The organism is Roseixanthobacter finlandensis, from assembly GCF_043195105.2.
Classification (GTDB): domain Bacteria; phylum Pseudomonadota; class Alphaproteobacteria; order Rhizobiales; family Xanthobacteraceae; genus NCEH01.
In genome coordinates, this window is record NZ_CM195536.1 from 2,121,732 (window position 1) to 2,145,586 (window position 23,855).

Below are 23,855 nucleotides of genomic sequence, written 5' to 3' on the forward strand. Positions count from 1 at the left end.
ACAGCCGAACAGAGGCGCCAGCACGAAGCGCACCTCGTGCGGCGGGAGAAGCTGTGGCCCGGGGCGCCGGCAAGGCAGCCCGCTGGGAGGCTCATATCTGACCCGCCTGTCGCGAACCCCGTATCGGAACAGAAAGCCCCAGCTCTGGTGCGAAGCGCCCCGCCTGTTTCGGACGCGGGGCTACCGCTCGACGCCCGCCTCACGTTTGAGACCTTCGTGCTCGGCAAGTCCAACACGCTCGCCCATGCCGCCGCCCGTCAGGTGGCGGAGGCCGTGCCCGGGGCCGGGCCGATCTTCAACCCGCTCTATCTTCATGCGGCCGTCGGCCTCGGCAAGACGCACCTGCTTCAGGCGGTGGCCTGGGCCGGCGCGAGCCGCGGGCGGCGCGTGGTCTATCTCACCGCCGAACGCTTCATGTACGGCTTCGTCGCTGCGCTGAAGACCCATGCCGCCATCGCCTTCAAGGATGCGCTGCGCTCCATCGACACTTTGGTGATCGATGACCTGCAATTCCTCACCGGCAAGAATATGCAGCAGGAATTCTGCCACACGCTCAACGCCCTGATGGATGCCGGGCGGCAAGTCGTGGTGGCTGCCGACCGTCCGCCGTCCGAGCTCGACGCGCTCGACGACCGGGTGCGCTCGCGCCTTGCCGGCGGCCTCGTGGTGGAACTCGGCCAGTTGGAAGAGGACCTGCGCCTTCAGATCCTCAAGACCCGCTCCTCGGCCCTCGCCGAGCAGCATCGCGGCTTCTCGGTTCCCGCCAATGTCCTGGAACTGCTGGCCCGCACGGTCGGCCAGAGCGGGCGCGGCCTGGATGGCGCGCTGAACAAGCTGCTCGCCTTCAACAAGCTCACTGGCGAGCCGGTGACCATGGAAATGGCCGAGAACGCCGTGCGCGACCTCGTGCGCCCGTGCGATCCCAAGCGCGTTCTGGTGGACGAGATTCTGCGCGTCGTGGCAATGCATTATAACGTCTCTCGCGCCGACCTTCTGTCACAGCGCCGCACCGCCAATGTGGTTAAGCCGCGCCAGATCGCCATGTATCTGGCCAAGACGCTGACCCTGCGCTCCCTGCCGGAGATCGGCCGCCGGTTCGGCGGGCGCGATCACACCACGGTTCTGCACGCGGTGCGCAAGATCGACGGCCTGATTGGCAGTGACGTCGGTCTTGCCATGGAAATATCCGCTCTTCGCACCAAGGTCGAGGGTCTTTCCACATGAGCGACAAAGCCCACGACCTAGAGCAGGAAGCCAACGCGATCCTGGAATTGCATCGGCAGGCCAAGGGCAACCGCGCGCTCAAGGCGACGGCTGAGTTCCTGGAGGCTCGCGTGGTGAGCGCGGCGAAGCGTCTTGGCGATGCGGCGGTGAAGATCCGTGCCAATGAGCGGGGCGGATCATGAGCACACCAGAGCTTTTCCTTGATGACCGGGTGGCGCTGCATTGTGGTGACAGCCGGGACGTATTGCGCACGCTGCCTGATGCGAGCATCGACAGCGTGGTGTGCGATCCGCCTTACGCGCTCGTCTCGATCCAAAAGCGGTTTGGAAAGCCGGGATCGGCACCGGCGAAGCATGGTGTGGATGGCGCCTATGCGCGCGCAGCCGCAGGCTTCATGGGGCAGGGGTGGGACACGGGCGAGACGGCGTTCGCCATGGAATTCTGGCGCGAGGTCTTGCGGGTTCTGAAGCCGGGTGGGCATGTCTTGGCCTTCGGCGGCACGCGCTCCTATCACCGGCTCACCTGCGCGATCGAGGATGCGGGGTTTGAGATCCGCGATTCCATCTTGGAGCTGGTGAGCCTCGATCCCATCGTGCGCGCGTTCGTGCAATCGCTGGACGAAGCGCAGCTTTCCGCCTTCCTGCGGGTGATGGACCTGCTCGGGATCGAGGGGCTTTTGGCCTGGGTGTATGGCACGGGGTTTAATAAAAAAGGCTACATCTTCAAGGATTTGGATGGCAATCCGGCCGGGCCGTGGGGAGGCGCGCTGAAGCCGGCGTGGGAACCGATCATCCTCGCCCGCAAGCCTCTTTCTGGCACGGTGGCCGAGAACGTGCTGGAGCACGGCACGGGTGCGCTGAATATTGATGGGTGCCGGGTTCCTGCGAGCGCTGACGACATTGCCATTCAGAGAGCACGTTCTGGCGGTGTTATGGGCGCTGAAATTGAAAACAATGTGTATGGCAAAGGCAGGATTCGGAAGTCTGCCGGTAACGATCTCGGCCGTTGGCCTGCCAATGTCATGCACGACGGCAGCGACGAAGTATTGGCGACGTTCCCGGAAAGCCTCGGGCAACGCGGGGTCGTGGATGGGCAGACATCAGAGCGGCAAGTCTATGGCCAAGGGATGGGACCTCGCCCCTTTATGGCACCGCGCGGCGACACGAGTTCCGCCGCCCGCTTCTTTTATTCCGCCAAAGCTGATGCCGATGACCGCATCGGCTCCAAGCATCCCACGGTCAAGCCTGTCGATCTGATGCGCTGGCTTGTGCGGCTGGTGACGCCGCCGGGCGGAACGGTGCTCGATCCGTTCGCGGGCACAGGCACGACAGGCGAAGCGGCGTGGCGCGAAGGGTTTTCGGCTGTCCTGATCGAGCGCGAGCCCGCCTATCAGGCCGATGTCCGCCGCCGAATGGCGCTGTGCTTGGCCGGCCCGGAAGAAAAGAAAAGAGAAAGCATAAAGGCTCGCCATGGGGATGTCCCGGCCGGACCTCTTTTCGAAATTGGGGAGCCTGCCGCGTGACCATGCACATCCTCCAAGGGAGCGAGGTCACGACCGGCCGGCGCAAGCCATCCGACCTGGTGGCGGAATACGACGCCAAGTGCGCGGCGATCCCGGATGCGCTTTCCGCGTTCGGAGCGGCCCAAACCGACGTGAAGATGGCGAGCACCATCGGCGGCGAATGGGGCAACTACACCCTCAAGGCGGGCGATATCGACGAGCGGGACATGCGCGCCAGCCTTCTGCGTTCCGCATGGCGGCATTGCTACAAGCTCTATTCCCTGGAGACGTTCGCAACGGCGGCGGACAAGAAGCGCATACAGCAAATGCTCGAAGCGCCGCCACCGTTCACCGTGGACAACATCCGCGACAAGTTCGGCGCGTATATTCTTGACCCTTGGGGCTCGATCCTGCGGGGGTTGGCGGAAGCATTCGCCGATCTTGACCCCGTGTTTAAGAGCCACGAAAAGGTGAAGATCGGAGCCAAGGGGCTGCCGAAGCGTGTTATTCTACACGGGTTCTCGGAATATTCCAGCTGCTACGGCATGGAGCGTATGCGGGATGTCTTGAATGCTCTTGCCGCTTACCAAGGAAAGCCGCTTCTGACCCATGACGAGCTGCGGTTGATCCAGAAGGACGGCGATGCTCTCAACGAAGGAGGCGAGTTCCCGGACCCAAATAACCGGCGCGACGAAGCCCGCACATTCGAGGCGATCGCGCGCGGCGTGTGGCTGCGCCGGTTTCAGAACGGCAATGGCCATCTGTTCTTCGGCCCGGTGGCCTTAGAGGATGTCAATCGCGCATTGGCGGAATACTATGGCGACGTGCTCCCGGATGCCGCGGAAGATCGCCCATCCAAGCCGCGCGCCGGGACAGAGGTTTCCAAGGATCTGCAATACTACCCGACGCCGGTCTCCGTTGTGGAGCGGGTGCTTGGAGAGATTTACATCAAGACGGGCGAGCGCGTGCTAGAGCCGTCCTGCGGTTGCGGGCGGTTCTTGGACGGACTGCGGGCACTTGGCGCGATCGTCTATGGCGTCGAGTACGATGCCGGCCGGGCCGCACAATGCCGGGCTAAGGGCCACAGTGTCCTGACGGCGAATTTCCTGGAGACGCAGCCGACTGGAGATTTTGACCGCGTGGTTATGAACCCGCCTTTCGCCGGCAAGCATTATGCCAAGCACGTGGCGCACGCGCTGAAATTCCTGCGCCCCGGCGGCACCCTGACGGCGATCCTTCCCGCGACGGCGCGCTACGACCATGGACTCCTGGACGGGTCTTGGCATGACCTTCCTGTGGGTTCGTTTTCGGAAAGCGGGACGAATATCTGCACCACAGTTCTGGCCATCCATAAGGCAGAGCAAGCCCGGGAGGCGGCATGAGCGCAGAGATAATCTCCCTGGAATATCGCCGGAAGCGCGCAGACGACGTGAAGCATCTTCGCGTCAGGGCCACGCGTGAAGCCTACATCAAAGCAAAGCGAGCGGCAGAGGCTAGACTATCGCTGGAAGACGGCTGTGTGGCTGGGGAGCGCTTCGCCGAATTCGTTAGCGCCTTGGCTGATATCGGTGTGCGGGCGGACGAAAGACACGCTCTGTACCCCACGAGCATCAGCATTGGACAGTCGGCGCGGGAGATGGCGGCGCTTCTCCGGTCAAGCAATCGCGGGGGTGCCCTATGAGCTGGCTGCGCTGGTGGGCTGGGACGGTCAACGATCCGAAGTGGCGCATCGTGGCGGCACGCGCCGGTTGCCGCGCCGGGGATTGTGTGGCGGTTTGGGCCTATCTCTTGGAGCTGGCTAAGCCCGCCGAAGGCGATATTTCAGCGGCGGACTGCGAAGAGTGCGCTGTCGTGCTCGGATATGATGTGCAGCAAGTCGATGCGATTATCGCAGCGATGCGCGATAAAAGCCTGATCGAAGGTGGCCGGATAGCTGCATGGGAAAAGCGGCAGCCGAGGCGAGAAGATGATAGTCGCCAGAGGGTTAAGGACTATCGCGCGAGAAAGTTACAGGCCGTTTCAGAGGTTGTTACAGAATCCTGTAACGCACCTGTAACGCACTGTAACGCCCCAGAGACAGAGACAGAGACAGAATTAGAGATATCGCATCCTTCGGATGCTCACCCCACCCCGCCTAAGGAAAATGCCCCAGACGATTGCGAATTGGCTGTCGAGGCATACAACGACGTTGCCCAGGAAGCCGGATGGCCTGTTGCCCAGCGGCTCACCGCGCCGCGCCGGTCTGCCCTGCGCCAGAGGTTGGCGGATTGCGGCGGCCTGGAGGGCTGGCGGGGCGCCATAGCCAGAGCGCGAGGCTCTCCGTTCCTGACCGGCGACAACGACCGCGGCTGGCGTGCCAGCCTGGATTTCTTCTTGCAGGCCAAGTCATTCACAAAGCTCCTGGAGGGCAGTTATGACCGCAGAGACAGCGCCCGCCCGGCAGACGACAGACACCCGCGCCGCCCTTCTGGAGCCGCTCGAAATGTCGCCGCTTTGGCTGAGGCAGTCGCTCGCCGCACTGACCCAGGATTTCCGCCCTCGGATTCCGGAGGTGCGAGCATTGACGGCGAGCCAACGTCGGTTTGTGGAGGAGACGTCATCCCGTTTAGCCTCACATCTGGCGCCGGCTTCGCCCGCTGAGAGCGGCAAATGGTGCGCCGTTCTGCAAGCTAGCCTGTATACCCGCGATCTTGAGCCCGAATTGGTGGACGCTAATGCCGAGGGGTTCTTGATCGCGCTCGAAGACGCCCCAGCATTCGCCCTCCAAGAGGCTGTTAGGCGCATCCTCAAGGCGAGGACGGGGTGTAGCAAGAAATTTGTTCCCGCGCCGCCGGAGCTGCGAGCCCTGGTGGATGAAATATCCCTTCCGGCCCGATGGCATGCCGTTCAGCTTCGCAGGCTGTTGGAAGCCGAGGTGGAGCGCGAACTGGATCGTCCGAGCTTCGATCGGGCTGCTGAAATCACGGCAGCGGCCGTGGCCGCGCTCCCGACAGTAACGAGACGGCGCACCGGCAATCCTGCGGGCGTAAATCATGCAGACAAGGGCGGGTGGTGAAATGGCTGGGTCTGTGAATCGTGTAATTATTGTTGGGAATTTGGGCCGTGATCCGGACATCCGCAGCTTTCAAAACGGCGGAAGGGTTGCTAATCTAAGCGTCGCAACCAGTGAGTCTTGGCGCGACAAGCAGAGCGGCGAGCGGAAAGAGCGCACAGAGTGGCATCGTGTTTCGGTGCTCAACGAAAATCTTGTTTCCGTCTGCGAGCGGTTTCTGAAGAAGGGATCGATGGTGTGCATCGAAGGCCAGTTGGAAACCCGCAAGTACGAGAAGGATGGCCGCGAGCAATACACCACGGAGATCGTCCTGCGCCCGTACAGGGGCGAACTGACCATTTTGAGCGGGATGGGTTCATCGGAGCGTGAAGCGGGCGCTGACGAGGCTCCTAGCCGATCTGAGCGGGCGTCGGGTTCGGCTGGTTCGCGGCCGATCAGCGACGATATGGACGACGAAATTCCCTTTGCACCGGAGGTGCGCTGATGGACGAGGGCGCAGAACGCGAGGCGTTCGAGAAGTGGTGGTGGGAAAATGTTCCCGCGATCCATCCGAGGTCTATAGCCTGGGAGGGATGGAAAGCCCGCGCGGCTCTTTCGCCCCCTCCTAAGGTGAAGCCGCTGGAGTGGAATCCGTTCCGAGCCGAAACGGCCTTCGGCTATTATTTCATCGACGATCAATCTGACCGCTCGTCAGTCGATCTGGACGGCCGTCAGCCATTTTTGCTTTCAGGGTCACGGATCGATCTTTCGCGGTACGCCAGCCTCACAGACGCCAAAGCCGCCGCTCAATCCGACTATGAGCAGCGCATCCGCTCTGCCCTGGTGATCGAGCCCGCTGCTGCCCCCATGGGCATCAATGCGGTGGAGGTCGTGCGGGAAGCTTTTGCGAAACGAGATGATGGCGACGGGCGTACCGACTTGGGTCGTTACTGGCGCAGCGGAGCAGACGATAAATCGGCGACCATGGAAGATGGTTTGCTAGCGGCCCGAGCGGTCCTCGCCGCCCTCGATATCCCCGACCTCTCCAACCAGGGGGAGGGATAGGAGATGGGTCGCAACAGCACACCGAAACTCGACGAGTGGTGTGAAGGATGGCTCTACCGCTTCCGCCACCCCGACGAAACCCCAGTCCTTAGCGCCAACGACGGGCACATGATCGTCTACGAGATGGTCACGCAGTCTGGCACTCAGGTGCTCGCTACCGCCTGGGCAGACGGGCTCCAGACGGTCATGGCTGAGATGTGGGAGAGCGGATACCGCAAAGGGGTGCGCGCAGGCGCAGAGGACGCGAAGGAGGAAGTCCGCCGCGCGCTTGGCATCCCCGCCGCTCTCAGGCCGGGTGGGCGCTAACACATGCTCTTCCGAGGCACCAAAGCCGAGCGTGACGCTCTGATAGCCGCCCTCGGATGCCGGGCATCCGTCTTAGGGCGCAGGGTCGAGCGAATGGAATCTGAGGGCAACGACGAGTCAGCCCAGCGGCATGAGGCAGAGCTTGCCCTGGTGCAGGAGATGCGAGCGGCGCTCAAGGGAGGGCTGGCGCAAGACACGCGAGAAACATGCGAGACGGCGGAAGGTGTGAGCCAATGACGATAGTCGAGAAGTTGGGCCTTGGCGCGGCGGCGGCGTTCATCGCGGCGGCGTCGATGTTGTTCGGCGCGGGCTTCGCTCATGCGCCTGCGCCGGCTGTGCAGTCGTGCTCCTCTGTTTTAGCGGGGTTGTGACGATGGTCGAACTATCCTTAGCCGCCCTGGTAATCACTACCGTTCTTGGCGCCGGCGCGGGCGGGTTCATCCTGTGCGCTATTGGCACCGTAAGGATGGTTGAGCAGTGGATCTGTGACGGGGAGTTTTCAATACGGGGCAGGCGTTACTGCATCATCCAGGTGCGAAAGGACTGACCATGGCCAAGGCAGCACTGAAGCAAAAGCCCAAGATCATCGACCGGGCGGCAGAGCGCGCCGCTTTAATCCCGGTCCCGACACCCGAGCGCCTCGCGCATGCACGAGGCGACGTGCGCGTAGGCGCGGATGGCGTCCGGCGAATGGAAGACGAGCCCCTCTTTCGGCTGGCCACTCGCCAATGCCTGGACCGGAATAACAAGGACCACAATACGATCCTGCATCAGGCGGGAGACCAGTATTATTCCCACTGGTACCTGTCTGGGCTTAATGGCCTCGGAGCGATTGACTACGGCGCCGGCTCAAAGGGCGAGGGTCTAACCCTGCCTCCAAGTGCAATGCCCAGCAGCGAGCGAGTAGCTTATCACAGGGGGCAGTTTCGCGGCGCGCGAGATTGCTTGGGCATGTATTTCTATCGCGTGCTCGATCCGATTATCCTTGATTGGCAAGACCCTGCGGAAGTCGGCTGCATGATCAGCGGGCACTCCAATCTGGATCGCGGGCGGGCTATTGCTGTGGACCGGCTGTCCGAGGGGCTGCATCGTCTCGCAATTTTTTGGGGCACACTGCAAAAAGACCATTGACGCCGAGTACGCGACTGTGGGACAAAGTGAATATGAGCCAGATTCGCGCCCGCAGGCGCACGGCTCGAAACAATTCGTAGAGGCCGCCATGTCATCCTACAGCTCATCAGGTTGCGGAGGGGTGGCAGAGCGGTAATGCGTCGCCGTGCTAAGGCGGTGAACCCGAAAGGATGCGTCGGTTCGATCCCGGCCCCCTCCGCCAAGTTCAGGAGGGTGCCGCTGAATGGCCGGCAACTAGTCTCGAAAACTAGGGTGACCTAACGGTCAGGGGTTCGATCCCTCCGCCCTCCTCCAGTTTTAGCCCTGAGAAACGGTCACTGCCCCGGCACACCCCTCAGGGCGTTGTTAGATGCCGCCGTGGGCGTGACTGCACGGACCAGTTCTAGCGGAACCCCGTCGTCGGGTCCGTGTCGGATAGGTGAGGTGACGGCTGTGATCGGAGCCAGTGACCGACCGGCCCGCTAGAGTAAGTTGCGGGGGTGTCTTGGGGCGCAAGCATCAAGCGCCTCAGACATGGAATGATGGCTTCATGTCACCCCCTCCCTGATCTCGCGGCGGCTTTCGCTGAGCGATGGGGCCTCGTAGGCTTGTGCGAGGAAACCGCCATGTAAGCCGGGAGTTGCGAACCGGCCCGCGAGGGTACATTTCGAGAGCCTTCCCATGGCGCGATCAAAAAGGCGAACCCCGATCTTCGGCAACACGACAGCCGAGAGCGATAAGGAGTTCAAGCGCGCCGAAAACCGAAGAGCGCGCCGGTGCGCTAGGGTCAGCTTGGGTATTGGCGAAGATCCCGCGCCGGCCAAAGCCTTCGGCAGCCCATGGGATTCGGAGAAGGACGGCAAGCATTTCTGGCGTGCTGCGCCTGAAGAGGAGATGCGGAAGTAGCCGCATCTCTCGAAAGCAACACCGCAGTGGATGGGTTGGACCGTTATCGTTATCGTTATCGTTCGCGGTCGCGCCTAGCTTTTCCCATCCCGCAAGGCTCCGATAGGCGCTGCGGCTCACCACACAATCCCGAATTCGGAAGAGCGCGGAACGCCTCCTCTAGCCCATTAGGGCGCACGTCTACCCGACGTTCTAGGAGCCGCGCCTTCCGAACCCCATACAGAGAGGCAAGCCTAATGGCTTCTCCTATCATGAAATATTTCGCCTACGAGCACCTGCCTTCGCTCCTTCAGGAAGTGAGTAAGCCCATCGGCGACCTCGCGCGCCAAATGGATGAAGTGCTGCCCGATGGAGCCGAGAAGTCGGCGGGTCTGCGCAAGCTTTTGGAGGCAAAGGATTGCCTCGTGCGGGCGAAGTTGGGTTGACCATGAAGAGCGCGGCTATCGACGCGACCTTGTTCGCCGTGTGCATCGTGTCCCTTGTTGCGCTCTCTCTTTCCGGCTGTGCCTCGCCCCGCACGGATTGGGCCGGCATCTCCAAGGGTGTGGGGCAGGTGACGAAATGAGCAAGCTCTTCTGGTCCACCATCATCCGCCTCGCCCACGCGCTCCTCCGAGCCGCTGGCGTGCGTGAGCCCCGCCCCAACACCTAACCCCATGCACCACCTATCCAGGCACACCCTATGGTGGATAGCCCTGGTGGTGGCTATCGCTCTGTATCTGGACACAAGGGGCGAGCGCCGATGACCAACATGGAACGTCGTGCCGCTGCTGCTGCCCTCCTCACTGCTGCCCAGGCCGTACTCGGGATGGATGATCAGCACTTCGCTGCGCACCTCATGGAAGAGGCTAACGCCATCGCGCCGGAGCTGTTTGCTCCTCTCGACGGGGACGAAGACGAGATGCTGGAAGGCGCAGCGGTGCACTGATGGCCGATAAGCCACGAACAGACTGGGAGGCGATCGAGCGCGAGTACCGCGCCGGCATGTTGTCCGCCCGCGAGATCGGCCGCCGCCATAACGTCTCAGAAGGCGCCATCCGCAAGAAGGCCAAGGCTGAAGGGTGGGAGCGCCCTCTAGCCGACAAGGTACGCGCTGCGGTACGCGAAAAGCTGGTACGCAACGACGGTACGCAAAAGCCACGTGCGAGTGACGAAGACATCATTGATGCCGCGTCAGAACTCGGCAAGGAAGTCCAACTCACACACCGGAAAGACCTCCAGCAGCTTCGAGCTATTGGAGCGCTGCTCGCGACGCGCCTCGCAGCCTTCCTGAACAAGGAGGATACTGACGGCCCCTTCATTGGCGAGAAAGAGAGCGTCGGGGACCTGTTCGAAAAGCTCGCCCGCGTGAAGGCCCGGCTTATCCCGCTGGAGAGACAGGCTCACAATCTGGATGCCGATGCAGGAGCAAGCCCAGCCCCAGATCGAAAGCTCGAAGAGATCGAGGCCTCAATCGAAAGCAAGCTGGCTCGCATCTCGGCCTCTGGCGGAGCGGAATAGGTTCCTCAAGGGCCTCTCGCCTGAGGAGCTATCGTTCCTCGAATTGGATTGGGGGTTCTGGGGTAGGCCAGACCAGCAATTGCCCAGCACGATGCCTGATGGCGCCGACTGGTTCGTGTGGATGATCCTCGCGGGCCGTGGCTGGGGCAAGACGCGAACGGCGGTTGAGAATATCGCTCGCATGTTGCGCGGGCCGACCCCGATGAAGGCGCCACCTGGTGCGCCGGCCGTAATGACCATCATCGCGGATTCGCCGTTCGATCTGCGGCAATACTCGATTGAGGGGCCGTCCGGGTTTCTGAAGGTTGGGCCGCCGGAATACCGGCCGCTGCACGAGCCATCCAAAAAGACTCTGACATGGCCCAATGGGTGTAAGGCGTTGCTGTTCTCGGCGGAAGACCCTGAGACGCTTCGCGGCGCATCGGGTTCGTTCTTCTGGTGGGACGAGTTGGCAAAGAGCCGATACGCACGCGCCGGCTGGGACAATATGTTGTTCGGCATGCGTGAGGGCAACCCGCGCGGCATTGTGACCACGACACCGAGGCCTTCGGCCTTGCTAAAGGAACTTCTGGCGCGCCCGTCAACGCTGGTTACGCGTGGCTCGACTTGGGACAACAAGGAGAACCTGTCGCCGGTCTTCTATCGCGAGGTGATTGCCCCCTTGATGGGGACGCGCCTTGGACGGCAGGAGATCGAGGCAGAGATTCTCGACGATGTTCCTGGCGCGCTTTGGACGCGCGGGCTGATTGAGGAAAACCGCCTGCCGAAATGGGCGAGCGAGGACGAACGCCAGCAGCTTATCGCGAGCATGGTTCGCATCGTTGTCGCCATGGACCCCGCCGCGACGTCCTCGGACAGCGCGGACGAGATGGGCATCATCGTCGCGGGGCTCAGGGCAGACGGTCACGGCGTTGTGCTGGCGGACTTGTCCGAACGCCTGTCACCTGACAAGGCGGCTCGCAGGGCCATCCAGGCTTATGACGACTGGCAGGCCGATCGCGTGGTTGGCGAGGTGAACAACGGTGGTGAGTGGATCGGGCAGACAATCCAATTGACCGCGAAGACCATGCGTCTAGAGGGGCTGAGGACGTCTCCTAGCGTTGCTTACCGCGCCGTTCACGCGAGCCGGGGGAAGCAGGCGCGGGCGGAACCGATCGCGGCTTTAGACGAGCAACATAAGATCCATCATGTGGGGTCATTCCCAAAATTGGAAGACCAGCTTTGCGAGTGGGAACCTCTATCCGGGGTTAGGTCGCCTGACCGTTTGGACGCCCGTGTATGGGCTTTCACTGACCTCATGGTTACAGCACCGCCGGCCGCACCGATCTTCGGAACCTATGGGCAAAGATAAATGACCGATAAGCCCGATCCGAGCGCGCCGTCCTCTGACTATTCCGCCATGGCACCATATTGGGGAATGGTGTCCGCTATCCTCGGTGGCGCGCCGGCCATGCGTTCGGCATGTAAGAACTATCTGCCGCAATTCGAAAACGAAGGCGACAAGGACTATAAGATCCGCGTCGAGCACGCGCCGTTCACGAACATCTATGCCGATATCTCGCGTAACCTCGCGTCGAAGCCGTTCTCCAAGGAGACGGTTCTTGCCGAGGGCGCACCGGATATCATGGTCGGCACCATGGACGCGAGCAAGAAGCGCTCCGGCGGCCTGGTGGATAACATCGATGGGCAGAGCAACAGCCTGCACGTCTTCGCGTCGAAGTCATTCAAGACCGGGATGGACAAGGGTCTGTCCTGGATCTTGGTCGATTATACGCGATCGAGGCCGAATCCTGACGGGCGCCCCCTGACACGGGCAGAGGAAACCGCACAGAAGCTTCGCCCCTATTGGGTGCACGTGCCGCCGGAACAGGTCATTGCCGCCTACAGCGTGTTTGTGGGAGGTGTGGAAGTGCTCGCCCACGTCAGGCTTCTTGAGGTGTCCCGCGTAAGGGAAGGGTTCAAGGAGGTGACGCGGCGCTGCGTCCGCGTTCTCGATCGCATTGTGACGGAGATCGGCCCGGATGACATGCCGGTTTCCTTGGGCGGGGCCATCTGGACCCTGTGGGAGGAAATCGAGGACAAGCCCAACGGCACGAAATCGTGGGTGGTCAAGGACCAGGGCGAATACACCATCGGGGAAATCCCCATGGTGCCGTTCATCCCAGGCGAGCGGCACGGAACGTCGTTCGTGGTCGATCCGCCGTTGCGCGATGTTGCCTATATGCAGGTTGAGGAATTCCAGCAGGAATCGAACCTTAAGGCGACGAAGACGCTCACGGCTTTCCCGATGCTGGCGGGCAATGGTGTCCCCGGCACCGGCGCGGACGGGAAGAGCATCGTTGTTCCGGTTGGCCCTCGCTCTGTGCTCTTCGCCCCTCCAGGCATGGACGGGAGCCACGGCGAATGGGTGTTCATCGAGCCTTCGGCTTCGTCCCTCACGTTTCTGAAGGATGATCTTGCCGCGCATCGGCAGGAAATGCGCGACCTCGGCATGCAGCCCCTCATGGCTGCCAATATGACCATCATCACGGCGGCGAACGTGTCGAAGAAGGCCAGCTCGCAGGTGCAGGCTTGGGCGATCCTGTTCAAGGATACGCTGGATCGCGCCCTCGCACTGACGTCCAAGTGGCTCAATATCCCGGATCAAACCGAGGCCGTCGTCTACACTGATTTTGCAGTAGAGACCGGAGAGGGCAAGGAGCTCGACGCGCTCCTGAAGGCAGAAGCGCAGGGGGTCATCTCCAAGCGCACCGTGGCATTGGAGTTCAAGCGCCGCGGCATCCTGGCAGACGATCACGACCAGGACGAGGAAGACGAGCGGCTTGCCCTTCAGAACGAAGGGTTGGAGCCGGAAGACGAGATCGATCCTGTTACGGGCGAGCCGTTCGGGCGCGCCGCGGCAGCATAGGGTTCCCCGCGTTCGAGCGGTTTTTAATGCCTACGGCCGGACGGTCAAGGGCGCAACGAGCCGGATGGCTCTTCCATAGGGCGGATGCCCAGAGGTCCACATGCGACTGAAACTAGATTCCGATGGCCACGTTGTGGTCAGCGATGGGAAGCCTGTGTACGTGCACGCGGACGGCAAGGAGGTCGCGTTCGACGCTCCGACCACGGTCGCCACGATCACCCGGCTGAATTCCGAGGCCAAGGGTCATCGCGAAGCCAAGGAATCCTTCGAGGCGAAGCTCAAGGCCTTCGATGGCATCGAAGACGCTGAAGCGGCCCGCAAGGCGCTGAAAACCGTCGAGAACCTCCATGCCGGCGAACTCGTCACGGCCGGCAAGATGGAAGAGGTCAAAGCCGCTGCCGCCAAGGCCGCGCAAGACCAGGTGGCCGCCAATGCCAAGGCCAGCGCGGAACAACTGAAGGCGCTTGAATCCGAGCGCGACAAGCTGAAGCAAGACCTCTACGGAGAGAAGATCGGCGGCGCGTTCAGCCGATCCAAGTTCATCGCCGAAAAGGTCGCCATTCCGGCCGATCTTCTTCAGGCGCAGTTCGGCTCCCGCTTCAAGGTCGAGGACGGCAAGACTGTCGCCTACGACGCGGCGGGAAACCAGATCTATTCCCTGTCCAAGCCCGGCGAACTCGCAGACTTCGACGAGGCGCTGGAAACCATCATCGGCGGATATGCTCACAAGGATGCGATCCTGAAGGGCAGCGGCGCGAGTGGCGGCGGGCAGAAGCCCGGCACCGGCGGCGCGCCTGGCGCAAAGACGATCACTCGCGGGGAATTCGAGCGGCTCGGACCTTCCGACCGGGCATCGAAGATCCGTGACGGATTCACCCTGACCGACGCGTAACTGGCGCATCGCGCGCCAAGATGCCGGCGCCCTGGATGGGGCGCGGTGACCGGGCCGGATAGCCCAAGCAAGCAATCGCCCCTTTCATCATTCCCCATCTATAGGAGGCCACATTGGCCGCTACCACCACGACCCTTACGGGCCTCGTGCCCACCATCTATGAAGCCTTCGACCGCGTGGCCCGTGAGCAGGTTGGGTTCATCCCCGCCGTGTCCAAGGACGCTTCTGCGGAGCGCGCGGCCCTCAACCAGACCATCCGCTCTCCGATCGTCGGCGCCATGGCCGCTGAAAATCTGACGGTCGATAACGTGGCTGCGTCCGCCCCTGATCAGACGATCGCCTACGTGGACATGACGATCAGCAGGGCGCGTTCCGTCTCCTTCGGTATCACCGGGGAAGATGCTCTGAGCGTCAATCAGTCTCTGGCGACCATCAATCGGGATCGTATCTCCCAGGCACTTCGGACTCTCACCAACGAGGTCGAGGCGGATCTTGCGGCGCTGCACATCTACGCGAGCCGCGCCTACGGCACGTACAATGCGACCCCGTTCGGTACGGCCGGCGACTTCTCCGACTTTGCCCAGACCCGGCGTATTCTCGACGAAAACGGCGTTCCGCAGTCCGACCTTCAGATGGTGCTCGGCGGCTCTGCCGTCGCCAACATCCGCGGCAAGCAGTCTGTGCTTTTCAAGGCGAACGAAGCCGGCACCGACGACATGCTGCGCCGCGGCGTCATCGGCATGGTCGAGGGGTGGGACATCCACAACTCTGGTCAGGTCAAGACTGCTGTGACCGCGGGCACCAACAACGGCTCTGCGGCCACGACCAACGCGGGGTTCGCAGTCGGAGCAACGACTATCGCTCTCGGATCGGCGGGAACCGGCACGATCATCGCGGGTGACATCATCACGTTTGCGGGCGACACCAACAAGTATCTGGTGGTCACCGGCGATACGGACGTGTCCGGCGGCGGCTCTATCGTGATCGCTGAGCCCGGCCTTCGCGTTGCCATCCCCGCCTCTGCGACGGTCATCACGACCATTGCCGCCACCACCCGCAACATGTTCTTCCACCGCTCGGCCATCCAGCTCGCCACCCGCGCGCCGGCCATGCCCGATGAAGGGGATGCCGCGGACGACGTGATGATCCTGACTGATCCCATCAGCGGGATCGCCTACGAGTTCTGCGTCTACAAGCAGAAGCGCCAGGTCCGCTACGAGGTCAACCTCGCGTGGGGCGTGAAGATGGTCATGCCGCGCTTTGCCGGCGTGCTGATCGGCGCCTGATCCAAATAGCCGGGCGGGCTCGTCTCGCCCGGCCTCTTCTGAAGGATGATCGATATGTCCGGAACATGCCCCACCGTGCGGGTCAAGGCGAACCTCCCAGATGGGTTCTGCCTCATCAACGAATCCGACTTCGATCCGGACAAGCATGTTCTTTTCGCGAGCGATGCGGCCGAACCGGCGCCTATCGTTGCGCCGCCCATGATCGGCATCCCCGCCGACTGGCAGTCGCTCCACTGGAAGCAGCGCATGGCGCTTGCCGAGAAGCTGACCGGCGACCGTGCTCTTGCGCCGGCCGATGGCCAGAAGCCGGTCGATGTGGCCGACGCTGTGATCGCGGCGGAAGTTGCGCGACGGGCTGAGGGCTGATCATGACACTTGTGGTGGAGACGGGCGCAGGACTGGCGAACGCCGATGCCTATGTGTCTGTGGCCGGCTTCGACAGCTATTTCGCGGCGCGCTATCCCCTTGATGCACAATTCGTGATCGAGGACCGAGAGAAGGCCGTTCGGCGCGCCACCATGTGGGTGGATGCGCGGTATCGCAGCCGGTTTCCGGGGGAACGTCTGCAAGGCCGGTTGCAGGCTCTCGAATGGCCTCGCTCTGGCGCCTGCGATAATGCCGGTTGGGCTGTGGCTCACGATGCCGTCCCGAGCGAGATTATCGCAGCCACATGCGAGGCGGCGCAGCGCGAATTGACGGAACCCGGAATCCTCGCGCCCGATCTTGAGCGCGGCGGGGCGATCAAGCGCATCCAGGCCGGATCGGTTGAGATCGAATACGGCGCGAACTCCATCGCGGGGACGCTGTTCACGACCATCGACAATGTGTTGGGCTCACTCCTTGTGGCTCAATCGCCCTATTCGGGGCGGGCGGTGAGGGGCTGATGGCGTCACCTCTTATCGGCCTCCCCAAGACAATCGGTAAGGCGCTTTCCGGGGTGTTCTTCGACGCTGTTCTTGCGCGCGATGTTGCCGCGGCCGGCGCGAACGCCTGGACGCCTGGAACAATCACCACAACGGAATATGCCTGCAAGGGCCTCAACGACGCCTGGAGCAGCTACCAGCGGGCTGGAGGGCTTGTGGCAGGCGCAGATCGCAAGATCCTCATTCTGGCGTCCACGCTCGCTGTGACGCCGCAGGAAGGCGACCGCATCACGATCCAGGGCGCGACGTTGACGCTGGTTTCTGACGGCGGATCTCAGCCCGCAGTCACGACCGATCCAGCGACGGCGGTTTGGATGTGCAGGGGGCGCGTGTGAAGCACGAGGTGGTGTGGTGTGATCGCGGTTGGCTTCCGACCTATTTCGGGTTCTGCCCTTCGAAGCGGGCTTGGAAAAAGGAAATGAAGCGCCTCGGTGCTGCCGAACCGTATCCAACGTCTGACGGACGATGCACGACATTCGAAAACACCAAGGCCGGCAAGCTTTGCGTCATCGTGACCATTTCGGAGCGGATCGACCACAAGGATGATCCAATCGGCGTGCTTGGACTCGTGACCCATGAAGCGGCTCACGTCTGGCAGGCGATCAAAAACGACATCGGTGAAGACCGCCCATCTCATGAATTTGAGGCCTATGCGATGCAGAACATCGTCATGGAGATTTGCAAAGCTTATGCCGATACACGCGGCATTGCCACTGGCTTGAAGTGATGGCGTCTAACCGATCGATTGACAAGTTGATTGAGGACTGGACGCCTCAATTGCGCCGAGCCTTTCTCGACGCGGTCTATGCCATGCGGGACCGCGTGCAGGTCGAGTTGCTCGTGACCATGCTGGAGCGCGGGGACGTGGACGGGGCCATTCGGGCCGTGAACCTCGATCCGGTATTGTTGCGTGGATTGGACGCCTCGCTTGCCCAGGCTTTCGAGGCCGGCGGGGCAAATGCATCGGGCTCTATCCCCGCACTGAGAGAGGCAAGCGGGCACGTCCTGAAAGTGCTGTTCGACGTGCGCAATCCTGCGGCCGAAGCGTGGCTCTCTGACCATAGCTCGCAGCGCGTTACTGAGATCGTCGAGGACACGCGGACCATGCTCCGACAGCGTCTGACCGCTGGGATGGAGGCGGGGCAGAACCCGCGCACCGTGGCGCTGGACATCGCGGGGAAGATCAACAAGGCCACCGGCCGGCGCGAGGGCGGGCTTATCGGGCTCACATCCTCTCAAGAGGAGTGGGTCCGGTCCTATTCCGAGCGGCTGCGCTCCGGCGATCCCGTGCAGATGCGCGAAGCCCTCGGCATGAGCCTGCGGGACAAGCGCTTTGACCGCTCTGTGGAAAAAGCAATCCGCAACGGGGAACCGATCCCCGCCGCGTCCATCGACAAGATGGTGCAGACATACAAAAACCGTGCCGTCCTCTATCGCGCCGAAACCATTGGCCGCACGGAAGCGATGACGTCATTACACCAGGCGCAGGACGAGGCGTGGTCCCAAGCAATTGCCAAAGGGCAGGTCGAAGAACGCGTCGTCACGAAGATTTGGCGTTCGGCCGGCGACAACAAGGTGCGCCACACACACACGGTGCTGAACGGGCAGAAGGTTCCGTTTCGAGGCATCTTCGTGAGCCCTTCGGGTGCTCGCCTGCGATATCCCGGCGATCCGAACGCGCCGGCCCGTGAGATTGTGGCTTGCCGCTGCCACGTGGACGTCAAGATGGATTTCCTAGCCGAGGTGCTTTGATGGCTGTGAACCGGCTTTCTTTCGCGGCTCAAGTCGATGCATGGACGCGGGAGACGGACCAGCGCTTGACGGCGGTCTTCCGTGAGAGCGCGTCTGACGTCATCTCGGAGATGCAGAAGCCTGTAGGAGCAGGGGGGAACATGCCGGTGGATACGGGGTTCCTTCGCGCCTCCTTGCAGGTAGGGATCAATACCCCGGCCGTGCCGCTCGATCGCGCGAACCCAGGCGGCTCATTCACGGCGCCAGCCACCGACCTTGTGATTGCAGGGGCGGCGCTAGGGGACACGATCACTGCGAGCTATGGCGCCAATTATGCCGGCCACGTCAATTACGGATCGAGGGGCCGCGCGCCGCGGCAGTTCGTTGGGTTGGCCGCGCAGAAATGGCCGCAGATCGTCAACGCTGTGGTGGCTCGCCTGAAGAGCCGGCGCGCTCCATAGCCGCAACGAGCGCAACCTGTAGCAGCACCAGGGTCTTCCTGGCGGCCTCCAACGCGGTGTTAGCGGGGACGGATGCCCCGGCATCGTCTCCCAGCGCCTCACGCGCCGCAACAAGCCGGTTGTGTGCTTCGTCATCGCTCAACTGCATCGGAACAGGATAGCGGCATGCCGACATTCGCGGAAGCGCTAATCCACGACCTTCTTATGGCGCGGGTGGCGAGCTTCACAAATACCCCGGCGCTCCCTGTCGCCTATCCGAACGTGGACTTCACACCTCCCGCATCGGGCGATTGGCTGGAAATCGCATATCTGCCGAACACCAACGTGGATCTGTATCTCGCCAATGACGACGAGACGATGCATCGGGGCTTGATGCAAATCACCCTGGTTTCAGCGCGTGGGAGGGGCGGAAGCGCGCCTCTCGATCTCGCAGGCAAGATCGCCAGCCACTTTGCGAAGGGCACCACGCTCTACGGCGCCTCATTCAAGGTTCGCGTCCCCGATAAGCCTTCGGTCTCGGCTCCGCTCCAAGACCCTCCATACCTGCGCACGCCAGTAACGGTGCGCTGGCAAGCATTCGTCTAAATCCCAGGAGACACCAATGGTTGGAAAACCCGACACGCAGGCGGGAGCAAAGCTCTATGTCTGCACCGCGCCGCAGACGGCCCTTCCTCTCGACGCCGCCGCCTTCGCCGCCCTGACGTGGGTCCAGGTCAAGAAGGTTGGGCAGATCAGCGACATGGGCACCGATACCAACATCGTGAACTACGACACCCTCGACACCGACGTTTCGCAGAAGGGCAAGGGTGTGACGAACGGCGGCGATTGGACCATCGAAGTCGCACGAGTCTACGACGACGCCGGACAGACGGCGATGCGCGCGGCGGCCCTGACCGGCTATGACTATGCGTTCAAGGTGGAATATGCCGACGCTCCCAGCGCGGGCTACACCAACACCATCATGTACAATTGCGGCCTCGTGACCGGCCCGCGCAAGCCCGGCGGTGGGGTTGAGGACTTCATCCTCGAACAGTTCACGCTCGCCATGAACCAGCGTGATGTCGTCGTCGATCCCACCGTGATTCCGTGAGGCCCAGCATGGATATCGCATCTCTTTTCAGCCACGAGTCGCTGTTCCCGCTTCATCTGAAGCACCCCACGACGGAAGCCCCGCTCGGCATCGTCTTCAATCTGCGGTCGGCATCGTCCGACGAAGTGAAGAAGATCGTGCGCAAGCATCTCGACGAACGCACGGAGCGGTCTCAGCGGGGCAAGCTGGTCAAGGGGGACACCCTGATCAAGCATGAGGTGGAGAAGGTCGCGGCCTCCATCGCCTCATGGGATTGGGGCGGGAACAGCTACAAGGGCGAAGCGCCCGAATATTCGCTCAAGAAGGCGGCTGAAATCCTGGAAGCGGAAGACTGGATCTACGCGCAGGTGAGCGAGGCGACGAACAACCTCGCAAATTTTTCGACCGGCTCGGCGAAAGACTAAGCGCTTTCGTCGCAGAAAAGGCGCGCTACGACACGCCGGATAGCAAGGGCGAGACGCGTCGGCAGCGCAACATCAAGTTCGGAAGCCCCGAACTCAATCCGCCAGATGCCACGCCAGAATATGGCGAACACATCCTTGAATGGTTCTACCGCCTTTCCATGGGCCGGCCCGACTCATTCAATGGATGTGCTCCAATCAGCCCCGACTATCTGGCGTCTTGGTGCGCCGTTTCTGGTGAAATCATCACCCGAGACGAGGCAATGATCATCTTCGCGATGGACGCGTCATTCCGGGGCGCGCTTTCCATCGAACTCGACGCGCAATCCAAGCGGGAGGCAGGGAAATAATGGCTGACGTTGCCACGCTTGGGCTCGCGATCGATAGCGCAGACGTCGAAAAGGGCGCGCGCTCTCTCGACAAGCTTTCGACATCGGCGAAGAAGGCGGAGGGCGCCGCGAGCGCGCTCGAATCCGCCTATGCTGCCGCGGGCAAATCTGCTGGCGGGGCCTCCAATGCCGCCGCTGCCGCATCCCGCGCCTATGACGAACAGGCATCCGCCGCAACACGGGCGGCAAATGCCAGCGCGCGCCTCGCCGGCGCCGTGAACGACAATGCCAAGGTGCAGAAGGCGGCGTATCTTCCCACGGCGAACCTCGCAGCGCAGTTCCAAGACATCGGCGTAACGGCCGCAATGTCCATGAACCCGCTTCAGATCGCTCTACAGCAGGGTACGCAGATTTCCGCGGCTTTGGGTCCGCTTGGGGCGGCCGGCGCCGTCCAGGCGCTTGGGCAGGCGTTCGTGTCTGTGTTCTCACCCTTGAGCCTCCTGATCATCACGCTTGTGGCGCTCGTTGCAGCTGGCCTTCAGATGATCGAGTGGGCGAAGGTTGGCGCGGCTGTCCTGAACGCACTCGCCTCCGTCATCGTAAAGATCGCGCCTTATGCCGCGGTGGCGGGCGCGGCGCTTGCGGTGATGTTCGCCCCGCAGATCATCGCTGGCGCGGTGCAACTCGTCGCGCTGATGGCCCGCCTGGCGCTCGCAGCCGGTGCCGCGGCCATCGCCATGGCTGCGGCGAATCCCGCACTAGCCTTTGTGGCTGGCGTGGCTGTGGCGGTCACCGCTGCGGCTGTGTTCCAAAAGGAACTCGCCAAGATTTTCGGCGTGGATATCGTCGCAGAAGTCAAGCGCGGAGTGAATTACATCATAGGCGCATTCGTCGCGGCCTTCAACGATATCAAGTTCCTTTGGAATACCTTCCCGACCATCATGGGGGCTGCGGCAATCGGAACGGCGAATGCTGTTCTCAGCGCCATGGAGACCATGATAAACAAAGGGGGCGAACTCCTAAACGCCTTCATCCGCACCGCGAATACCGGTTTGGAGAAGATCGGCGCTCCGACGCTCCCGGAGGTTGGAGCCGTCAGCTTCAACCGCTTGGCGAACCCGTCTGCCGCCGCGGCGGATAAAGCCGGAGCGCTGCGCGCGCAAGGGCAACAGGCAGACCTTTCCAGGGACTATCTTGGTGGGCTGACTTCCGCCGCGGCGACGGGGGCCACGGCCGCTGCCGCCAAGCTTAAGGAACTCGCCAAGGGGCTGCTTGAGGTGGATGACGCCGACAAGAAGTCCGGCCGCACCGCCAAGGACAAGTATGCGGGCATCATCGCCGGTGCAGATCGCCGCATAGCCTCCCTCCAGGCAGAAGCCGCGGGGCTCGGGTTGACCGAAGAGGCCGCGTCGCGACTGCGCTATGAGCAGGATCTGTTGAACCAGGCGCAGCAAGCCGACATCACCCTGTCCGCAGCCCAGCGCGCCGAACTGATGGCCAAGGCCGCCACCATGGCAGAAGTCGAAACCGCTGCGAAAAAGGTGAAGGAAGCGTTCGACTTCGCCAAGGACGCGACTAAGGGATTCCTCTCCGACTTCCGCCAGGGCTTGCAGAGCGGGCAGAGCGTCATGCAGGCGTTCGGCAATGCCGTAAGCAATGTCGTCGATAAGATCGTCTCGAAGCTTGAAGGCGAATTGGTCGATTCCCTGTTCAATGTCGGGAAGGCAGGAAGCGGGGCAGGATCGAACGGGGGCGGCGGGATTGGGGGGCTGTTGTCCTCCCTGTTCTCCGGCCTAGGAGGCGGGGGCACGGTTGGTGCGACGACCGGCGCCAGCATCGGCCTTTCGTCCGGAGGGTACACCGGCGACGGCCCGGTCTCCAAGGCCGCGGGCATCGTGCATGGCAAGGAATACGTCTTCTCGGCTGCGGCCACGCGGGCGATTGGCGTCAACAACCTGGAAGCCATGCACCGCCAAGCCAAGGGCTATCGCGACGGGGGCTATGTCGGGACGTTCGCGCGAACCCCGGCGGCATCAAACTCCAACGCTCCTGCCGCGCCGCTGATCAACATCTATGGGGCTCCTGCGGAGACGCGCACGGAAACGTCCGAGGACGGGCAGCGGGTGGACATCTACCTGGAGAAGCAGGTGGCCCGCACGCTCTCCCGCACCGGGTCAGAACCGCAGAGGGTCTTGCGCTCTCAGTATGGGGCCAATGTCAGGACGGCGCGCCGATGAGCATCCCTTATTGGCCCGCCGATCTGCCGCAGCGCGTGTTGCGGGATGGGTATTCCGAAAGTCTCCCGGATGGACGCTTGTCCCGGCCTATGGAGAAGGGGCCATCGAAAACCCGCCGCCGGGGCATTGGCATCAAGCAAGTTGCCGCCGGCATCGTTGTGACGATGGACGAAAAGTTCCGGCTGGAACGGTTTTGGAACGAAGAGACGGACGGCGGGACGCTGCCATTCTTCATCCCCGCGCAGACGGGGGATGGCCAGGGCATTCTCACCGATGGTGGGTTTTCTCTGCTGGACGCGGACGGGCATCCGATCCTGACCACATCGTGGTGGCTGGTTAAGTTCGGAGACAGCGTGCCGACGCCGAATGCCATTGACAGAGACCCCTACCGCTTCCGCGTGTCTTTTGACTTGATGGTGATGCCATGAGCCGGAACATCTCGCTTGCCGCCCGCAAGGAAATGAACAAGCCGGCCACCGGCGCAACGCCCATCACCCTGGTGGTGATCGAGCACGAGGACTTGCCGGAACCTGTTCGGCTCTCCGCAGATTACACCGAAACGCTGTCGATTGAACCCCTGATATTTGGGACGGTGAGCAACGGGAACACCTATCAGTTTGCGCTAATGAGCGCGAACCTTCCGGACGATCAAGAGGGCTCGCCCCCGCGCACGACCATCGTGTTTGAGAACGTGGACCAGGGCCAGGTTGCGGTGCTGCGGAGCATGTCCCCGTTCAAAGTCGCGACCGTGAGTCTCTATGTCGTGATGGCCTCAAGTCCCGATGCGGTTGAGGTGGAATTTACCGGGCTGAACGGCGGGCGCGTGGATTACGACGCGGGGCAGATCTCCATGGAAATCTCACGAGAGCCCGTCGCCTCGGAGCCGTGGCCCTGTGATCGGATGACGAAAGCGCGGTTCCCTGGCCTGCATCGGTAGGGTCTGGGCTGGCAATAC

30 protein-coding genes, 1 tRNA gene and 1 pseudogene are annotated in these 23,855 nt (G+C 62.4%); all 32 read left to right on the forward strand.

What is annotated here, in order from left to right; all coding sequences use genetic code 11:
- Positions 1 to 3: 3 nt before the first annotated feature.
- Positions 4 to 1,224, forward strand: a pseudogene (gene dnaA / locus V5G24_RS09895) (chromosomal replication initiator protein DnaA); the annotation flags it as partial.
- Positions 1,221 to 1,406: a hypothetical protein gene (locus V5G24_RS09900; protein WP_394085254.1), complete on the forward strand. Its 186-nt coding sequence runs from the start codon at positions 1,221 to 1,223 to the stop codon at positions 1,404 to 1,406. The pseudogene dnaA and the gene V5G24_RS09900, both read left to right, overlap by 4 nt.
- Positions 1,403 to 2,746, forward strand: a complete 1,344-nt coding sequence (locus V5G24_RS09905) for a DNA-methyltransferase (protein WP_394085255.1) — start codon at positions 1,403 to 1,405, stop codon at positions 2,744 to 2,746. Before V5G24_RS09900 ends, V5G24_RS09905 begins: the two co-directional genes overlap by 4 nt.
- A 2-nt stretch (positions 2,747 to 2,748) precedes the next feature.
- Positions 2,749 to 4,107 carry a DUF4942 domain-containing protein gene (locus V5G24_RS09910; RefSeq protein WP_394085311.1) on the forward strand — a complete coding sequence of 453 codons (1,359 nt, stop codon included), beginning with the start codon at positions 2,749 to 2,751 and terminating at the stop codon, positions 4,105 to 4,107.
- Positions 4,108 to 5,138: 1,031 nt separating this feature from the next.
- Positions 5,139 to 5,780, forward strand: coding sequence for a hypothetical protein (locus tag V5G24_RS09915; RefSeq protein ID WP_394085256.1), 642 nt, complete (start codon positions 5,139 to 5,141; stop codon positions 5,778 to 5,780).
- 1 nt (position 5,781) lies between these two features.
- Positions 5,782 to 6,261 carry a single-stranded DNA-binding protein gene (gene ssb / locus V5G24_RS09920; protein WP_394085257.1) on the forward strand — a complete coding sequence of 160 codons (480 nt, stop codon included), beginning with the start codon at positions 5,782 to 5,784 and terminating at the stop codon, positions 6,259 to 6,261.
- Positions 6,261 to 6,821 (forward strand): hypothetical protein, encoded by a 561-nt coding sequence (locus tag V5G24_RS09925; protein ID WP_394085258.1) that lies wholly within the window; start codon positions 6,261 to 6,263, stop codon positions 6,819 to 6,821. The genes ssb and V5G24_RS09925 overlap by 1 nt, the downstream gene beginning before the upstream one ends.
- A gap of 3 nt (positions 6,822 to 6,824) precedes the next feature.
- Positions 6,825 to 7,127 carry a hypothetical protein gene (locus V5G24_RS09930; RefSeq protein WP_394085259.1) on the forward strand — a complete coding sequence of 101 codons (303 nt, stop codon included), beginning with the start codon at positions 6,825 to 6,827 and terminating at the stop codon, positions 7,125 to 7,127.
- Between the two features lie 233 nt (positions 7,128 to 7,360).
- Positions 7,361 to 7,498, forward strand: coding sequence for a hypothetical protein (locus tag V5G24_RS09935; RefSeq protein ID WP_394085260.1), 138 nt, complete (start codon positions 7,361 to 7,363; stop codon positions 7,496 to 7,498).
- A gap of 178 nt (positions 7,499 to 7,676) precedes the next feature.
- Positions 7,677 to 8,258 carry a hypothetical protein gene (locus V5G24_RS09940; RefSeq protein WP_394085261.1) on the forward strand — a complete coding sequence of 194 codons (582 nt, stop codon included), beginning with the start codon at positions 7,677 to 7,679 and terminating at the stop codon, positions 8,256 to 8,258.
- Positions 8,259 to 8,373: 115 nt separating this feature from the next.
- Positions 8,374 to 8,460, forward strand: a tRNA-Ser gene (locus tag V5G24_RS09945).
- A 919-nt stretch (positions 8,461 to 9,379) separates the two neighbouring features.
- Entirely contained in the window at positions 9,380 to 9,568 is a 189-nt protein-coding gene (locus V5G24_RS09950) for a hypothetical protein (protein WP_394085262.1), read from the forward strand.
- A 2-nt stretch (positions 9,569 to 9,570) separates the two neighbouring features.
- On the forward strand, positions 9,571 to 9,708 hold the full coding sequence (locus tag V5G24_RS09955) for a hypothetical protein (protein ID WP_394085263.1): 138 nt from the start codon (positions 9,571 to 9,573) through the stop codon (positions 9,706 to 9,708).
- A 176-nt stretch (positions 9,709 to 9,884) separates the two neighbouring features.
- A complete protein-coding gene (locus V5G24_RS09960) occupies positions 9,885 to 10,070 on the forward strand; it encodes a hypothetical protein (protein WP_394085265.1) in 186 nt (61 codons plus the stop codon).
- Positions 10,070 to 10,642: a hypothetical protein gene (locus V5G24_RS09965; protein WP_394085266.1), complete on the forward strand. Its 573-nt coding sequence runs from the start codon at positions 10,070 to 10,072 to the stop codon at positions 10,640 to 10,642. Before V5G24_RS09960 ends, V5G24_RS09965 begins: the two co-directional genes overlap by 1 nt.
- 91 nt (positions 10,643 to 10,733) lie before the next feature.
- Positions 10,734 to 11,993 (forward strand): terminase large subunit domain-containing protein, encoded by a 1,260-nt coding sequence (locus tag V5G24_RS09970; protein WP_324495655.1) that lies wholly within the window; start codon positions 10,734 to 10,736, stop codon positions 11,991 to 11,993.
- Positions 11,994 to 13,550, forward strand: coding sequence for a DUF4055 domain-containing protein (locus V5G24_RS09975; RefSeq protein WP_394085268.1), 1,557 nt, complete (start codon positions 11,994 to 11,996; stop codon positions 13,548 to 13,550).
- A gap of 100 nt (positions 13,551 to 13,650) precedes the next feature.
- Entirely contained in the window at positions 13,651 to 14,442 is a 792-nt protein-coding gene (locus V5G24_RS09980; protein ID WP_394085269.1) for a DUF6651 domain-containing protein, read from the forward strand.
- A gap of 113 nt (positions 14,443 to 14,555) precedes the next feature.
- Complete coding sequence (locus tag V5G24_RS09985) at positions 14,556 to 15,728, forward strand: major capsid protein (protein WP_394085270.1); 1,173 nt, start codon at positions 14,556 to 14,558, stop codon at positions 15,726 to 15,728.
- 45 nt (positions 15,729 to 15,773) lie between these two features.
- Positions 15,774 to 16,094, forward strand: coding sequence for a hypothetical protein (locus V5G24_RS09990; RefSeq protein WP_394085271.1), 321 nt, complete (start codon positions 15,774 to 15,776; stop codon positions 16,092 to 16,094).
- 2 nt (positions 16,095 to 16,096) lie between these two features.
- On the forward strand, positions 16,097 to 16,612 hold the full coding sequence (locus V5G24_RS09995) for a DnaT-like ssDNA-binding protein (RefSeq protein ID WP_394085272.1): 516 nt from the start codon (positions 16,097 to 16,099) through the stop codon (positions 16,610 to 16,612).
- On the forward strand, positions 16,612 to 16,986 hold the full coding sequence (locus V5G24_RS10000) for a hypothetical protein (RefSeq protein ID WP_394085273.1): 375 nt from the start codon (positions 16,612 to 16,614) through the stop codon (positions 16,984 to 16,986). The genes V5G24_RS09995 and V5G24_RS10000 overlap by 1 nt, the downstream gene beginning before the upstream one ends.
- On the forward strand, positions 16,983 to 17,378 hold the full coding sequence (locus tag V5G24_RS10005) for a hypothetical protein (RefSeq protein ID WP_394085274.1): 396 nt from the start codon (positions 16,983 to 16,985) through the stop codon (positions 17,376 to 17,378). The genes V5G24_RS10000 and V5G24_RS10005 overlap by 4 nt, the downstream gene beginning before the upstream one ends.
- 26 nt (positions 17,379 to 17,404) lie before the next feature.
- Positions 17,405 to 18,403, forward strand: coding sequence for a phage minor head protein (locus V5G24_RS10010; protein WP_509292306.1), 999 nt, complete (start codon positions 17,405 to 17,407; stop codon positions 18,401 to 18,403).
- Positions 18,404 to 18,543: 140 nt separating this feature from the next.
- The gene (locus tag V5G24_RS10015) at positions 18,544 to 18,843 is read left to right on the forward strand and encodes a hypothetical protein (protein WP_394085276.1); all 300 of its coding nucleotides are present in this window, start codon (positions 18,544 to 18,546) and stop codon (positions 18,841 to 18,843) included.
- A gap of 165 nt (positions 18,844 to 19,008) precedes the next feature.
- Positions 19,009 to 19,428, forward strand: a complete 420-nt coding sequence (locus tag V5G24_RS10020) for a DUF4128 domain-containing protein (RefSeq protein ID WP_394085277.1) — start codon at positions 19,009 to 19,011, stop codon at positions 19,426 to 19,428.
- A 16-nt stretch (positions 19,429 to 19,444) separates the two neighbouring features.
- Positions 19,445 to 19,933 (forward strand): hypothetical protein, encoded by a 489-nt coding sequence (locus V5G24_RS10025; protein WP_394085278.1) that lies wholly within the window; start codon positions 19,445 to 19,447, stop codon positions 19,931 to 19,933.
- Between the two features lie 8 nt (positions 19,934 to 19,941).
- Entirely contained in the window at positions 19,942 to 20,337 is a 396-nt protein-coding gene (locus tag V5G24_RS10030; RefSeq protein WP_394085279.1) for a hypothetical protein, read from the forward strand.
- A 158-nt stretch (positions 20,338 to 20,495) separates the two neighbouring features.
- On the forward strand, positions 20,496 to 20,684 hold the full coding sequence (locus V5G24_RS10035) for a phage tail assembly chaperone (protein WP_509292307.1): 189 nt from the start codon (positions 20,496 to 20,498) through the stop codon (positions 20,682 to 20,684).
- The gene (locus V5G24_RS10040) at positions 20,684 to 22,900 is read left to right on the forward strand and encodes a phage tail length tape measure family protein (RefSeq protein ID WP_394085280.1); all 2,217 of its coding nucleotides are present in this window, start codon (positions 20,684 to 20,686) and stop codon (positions 22,898 to 22,900) included. Before V5G24_RS10035 ends, V5G24_RS10040 begins: the two co-directional genes overlap by 1 nt.
- Positions 22,897 to 23,328 carry a hypothetical protein gene (locus V5G24_RS10045; RefSeq protein WP_394085281.1) on the forward strand — a complete coding sequence of 144 codons (432 nt, stop codon included), beginning with the start codon at positions 22,897 to 22,899 and terminating at the stop codon, positions 23,326 to 23,328. The genes V5G24_RS10040 and V5G24_RS10045 overlap by 4 nt, the downstream gene beginning before the upstream one ends.
- Entirely contained in the window at positions 23,325 to 23,837 is a 513-nt protein-coding gene (locus V5G24_RS10050) for a DUF1833 family protein (protein ID WP_394085282.1), read from the forward strand. The genes V5G24_RS10045 and V5G24_RS10050 overlap by 4 nt, the downstream gene beginning before the upstream one ends.
- The last annotated feature ends 18 nt before the right edge of the window (positions 23,838 to 23,855 follow it).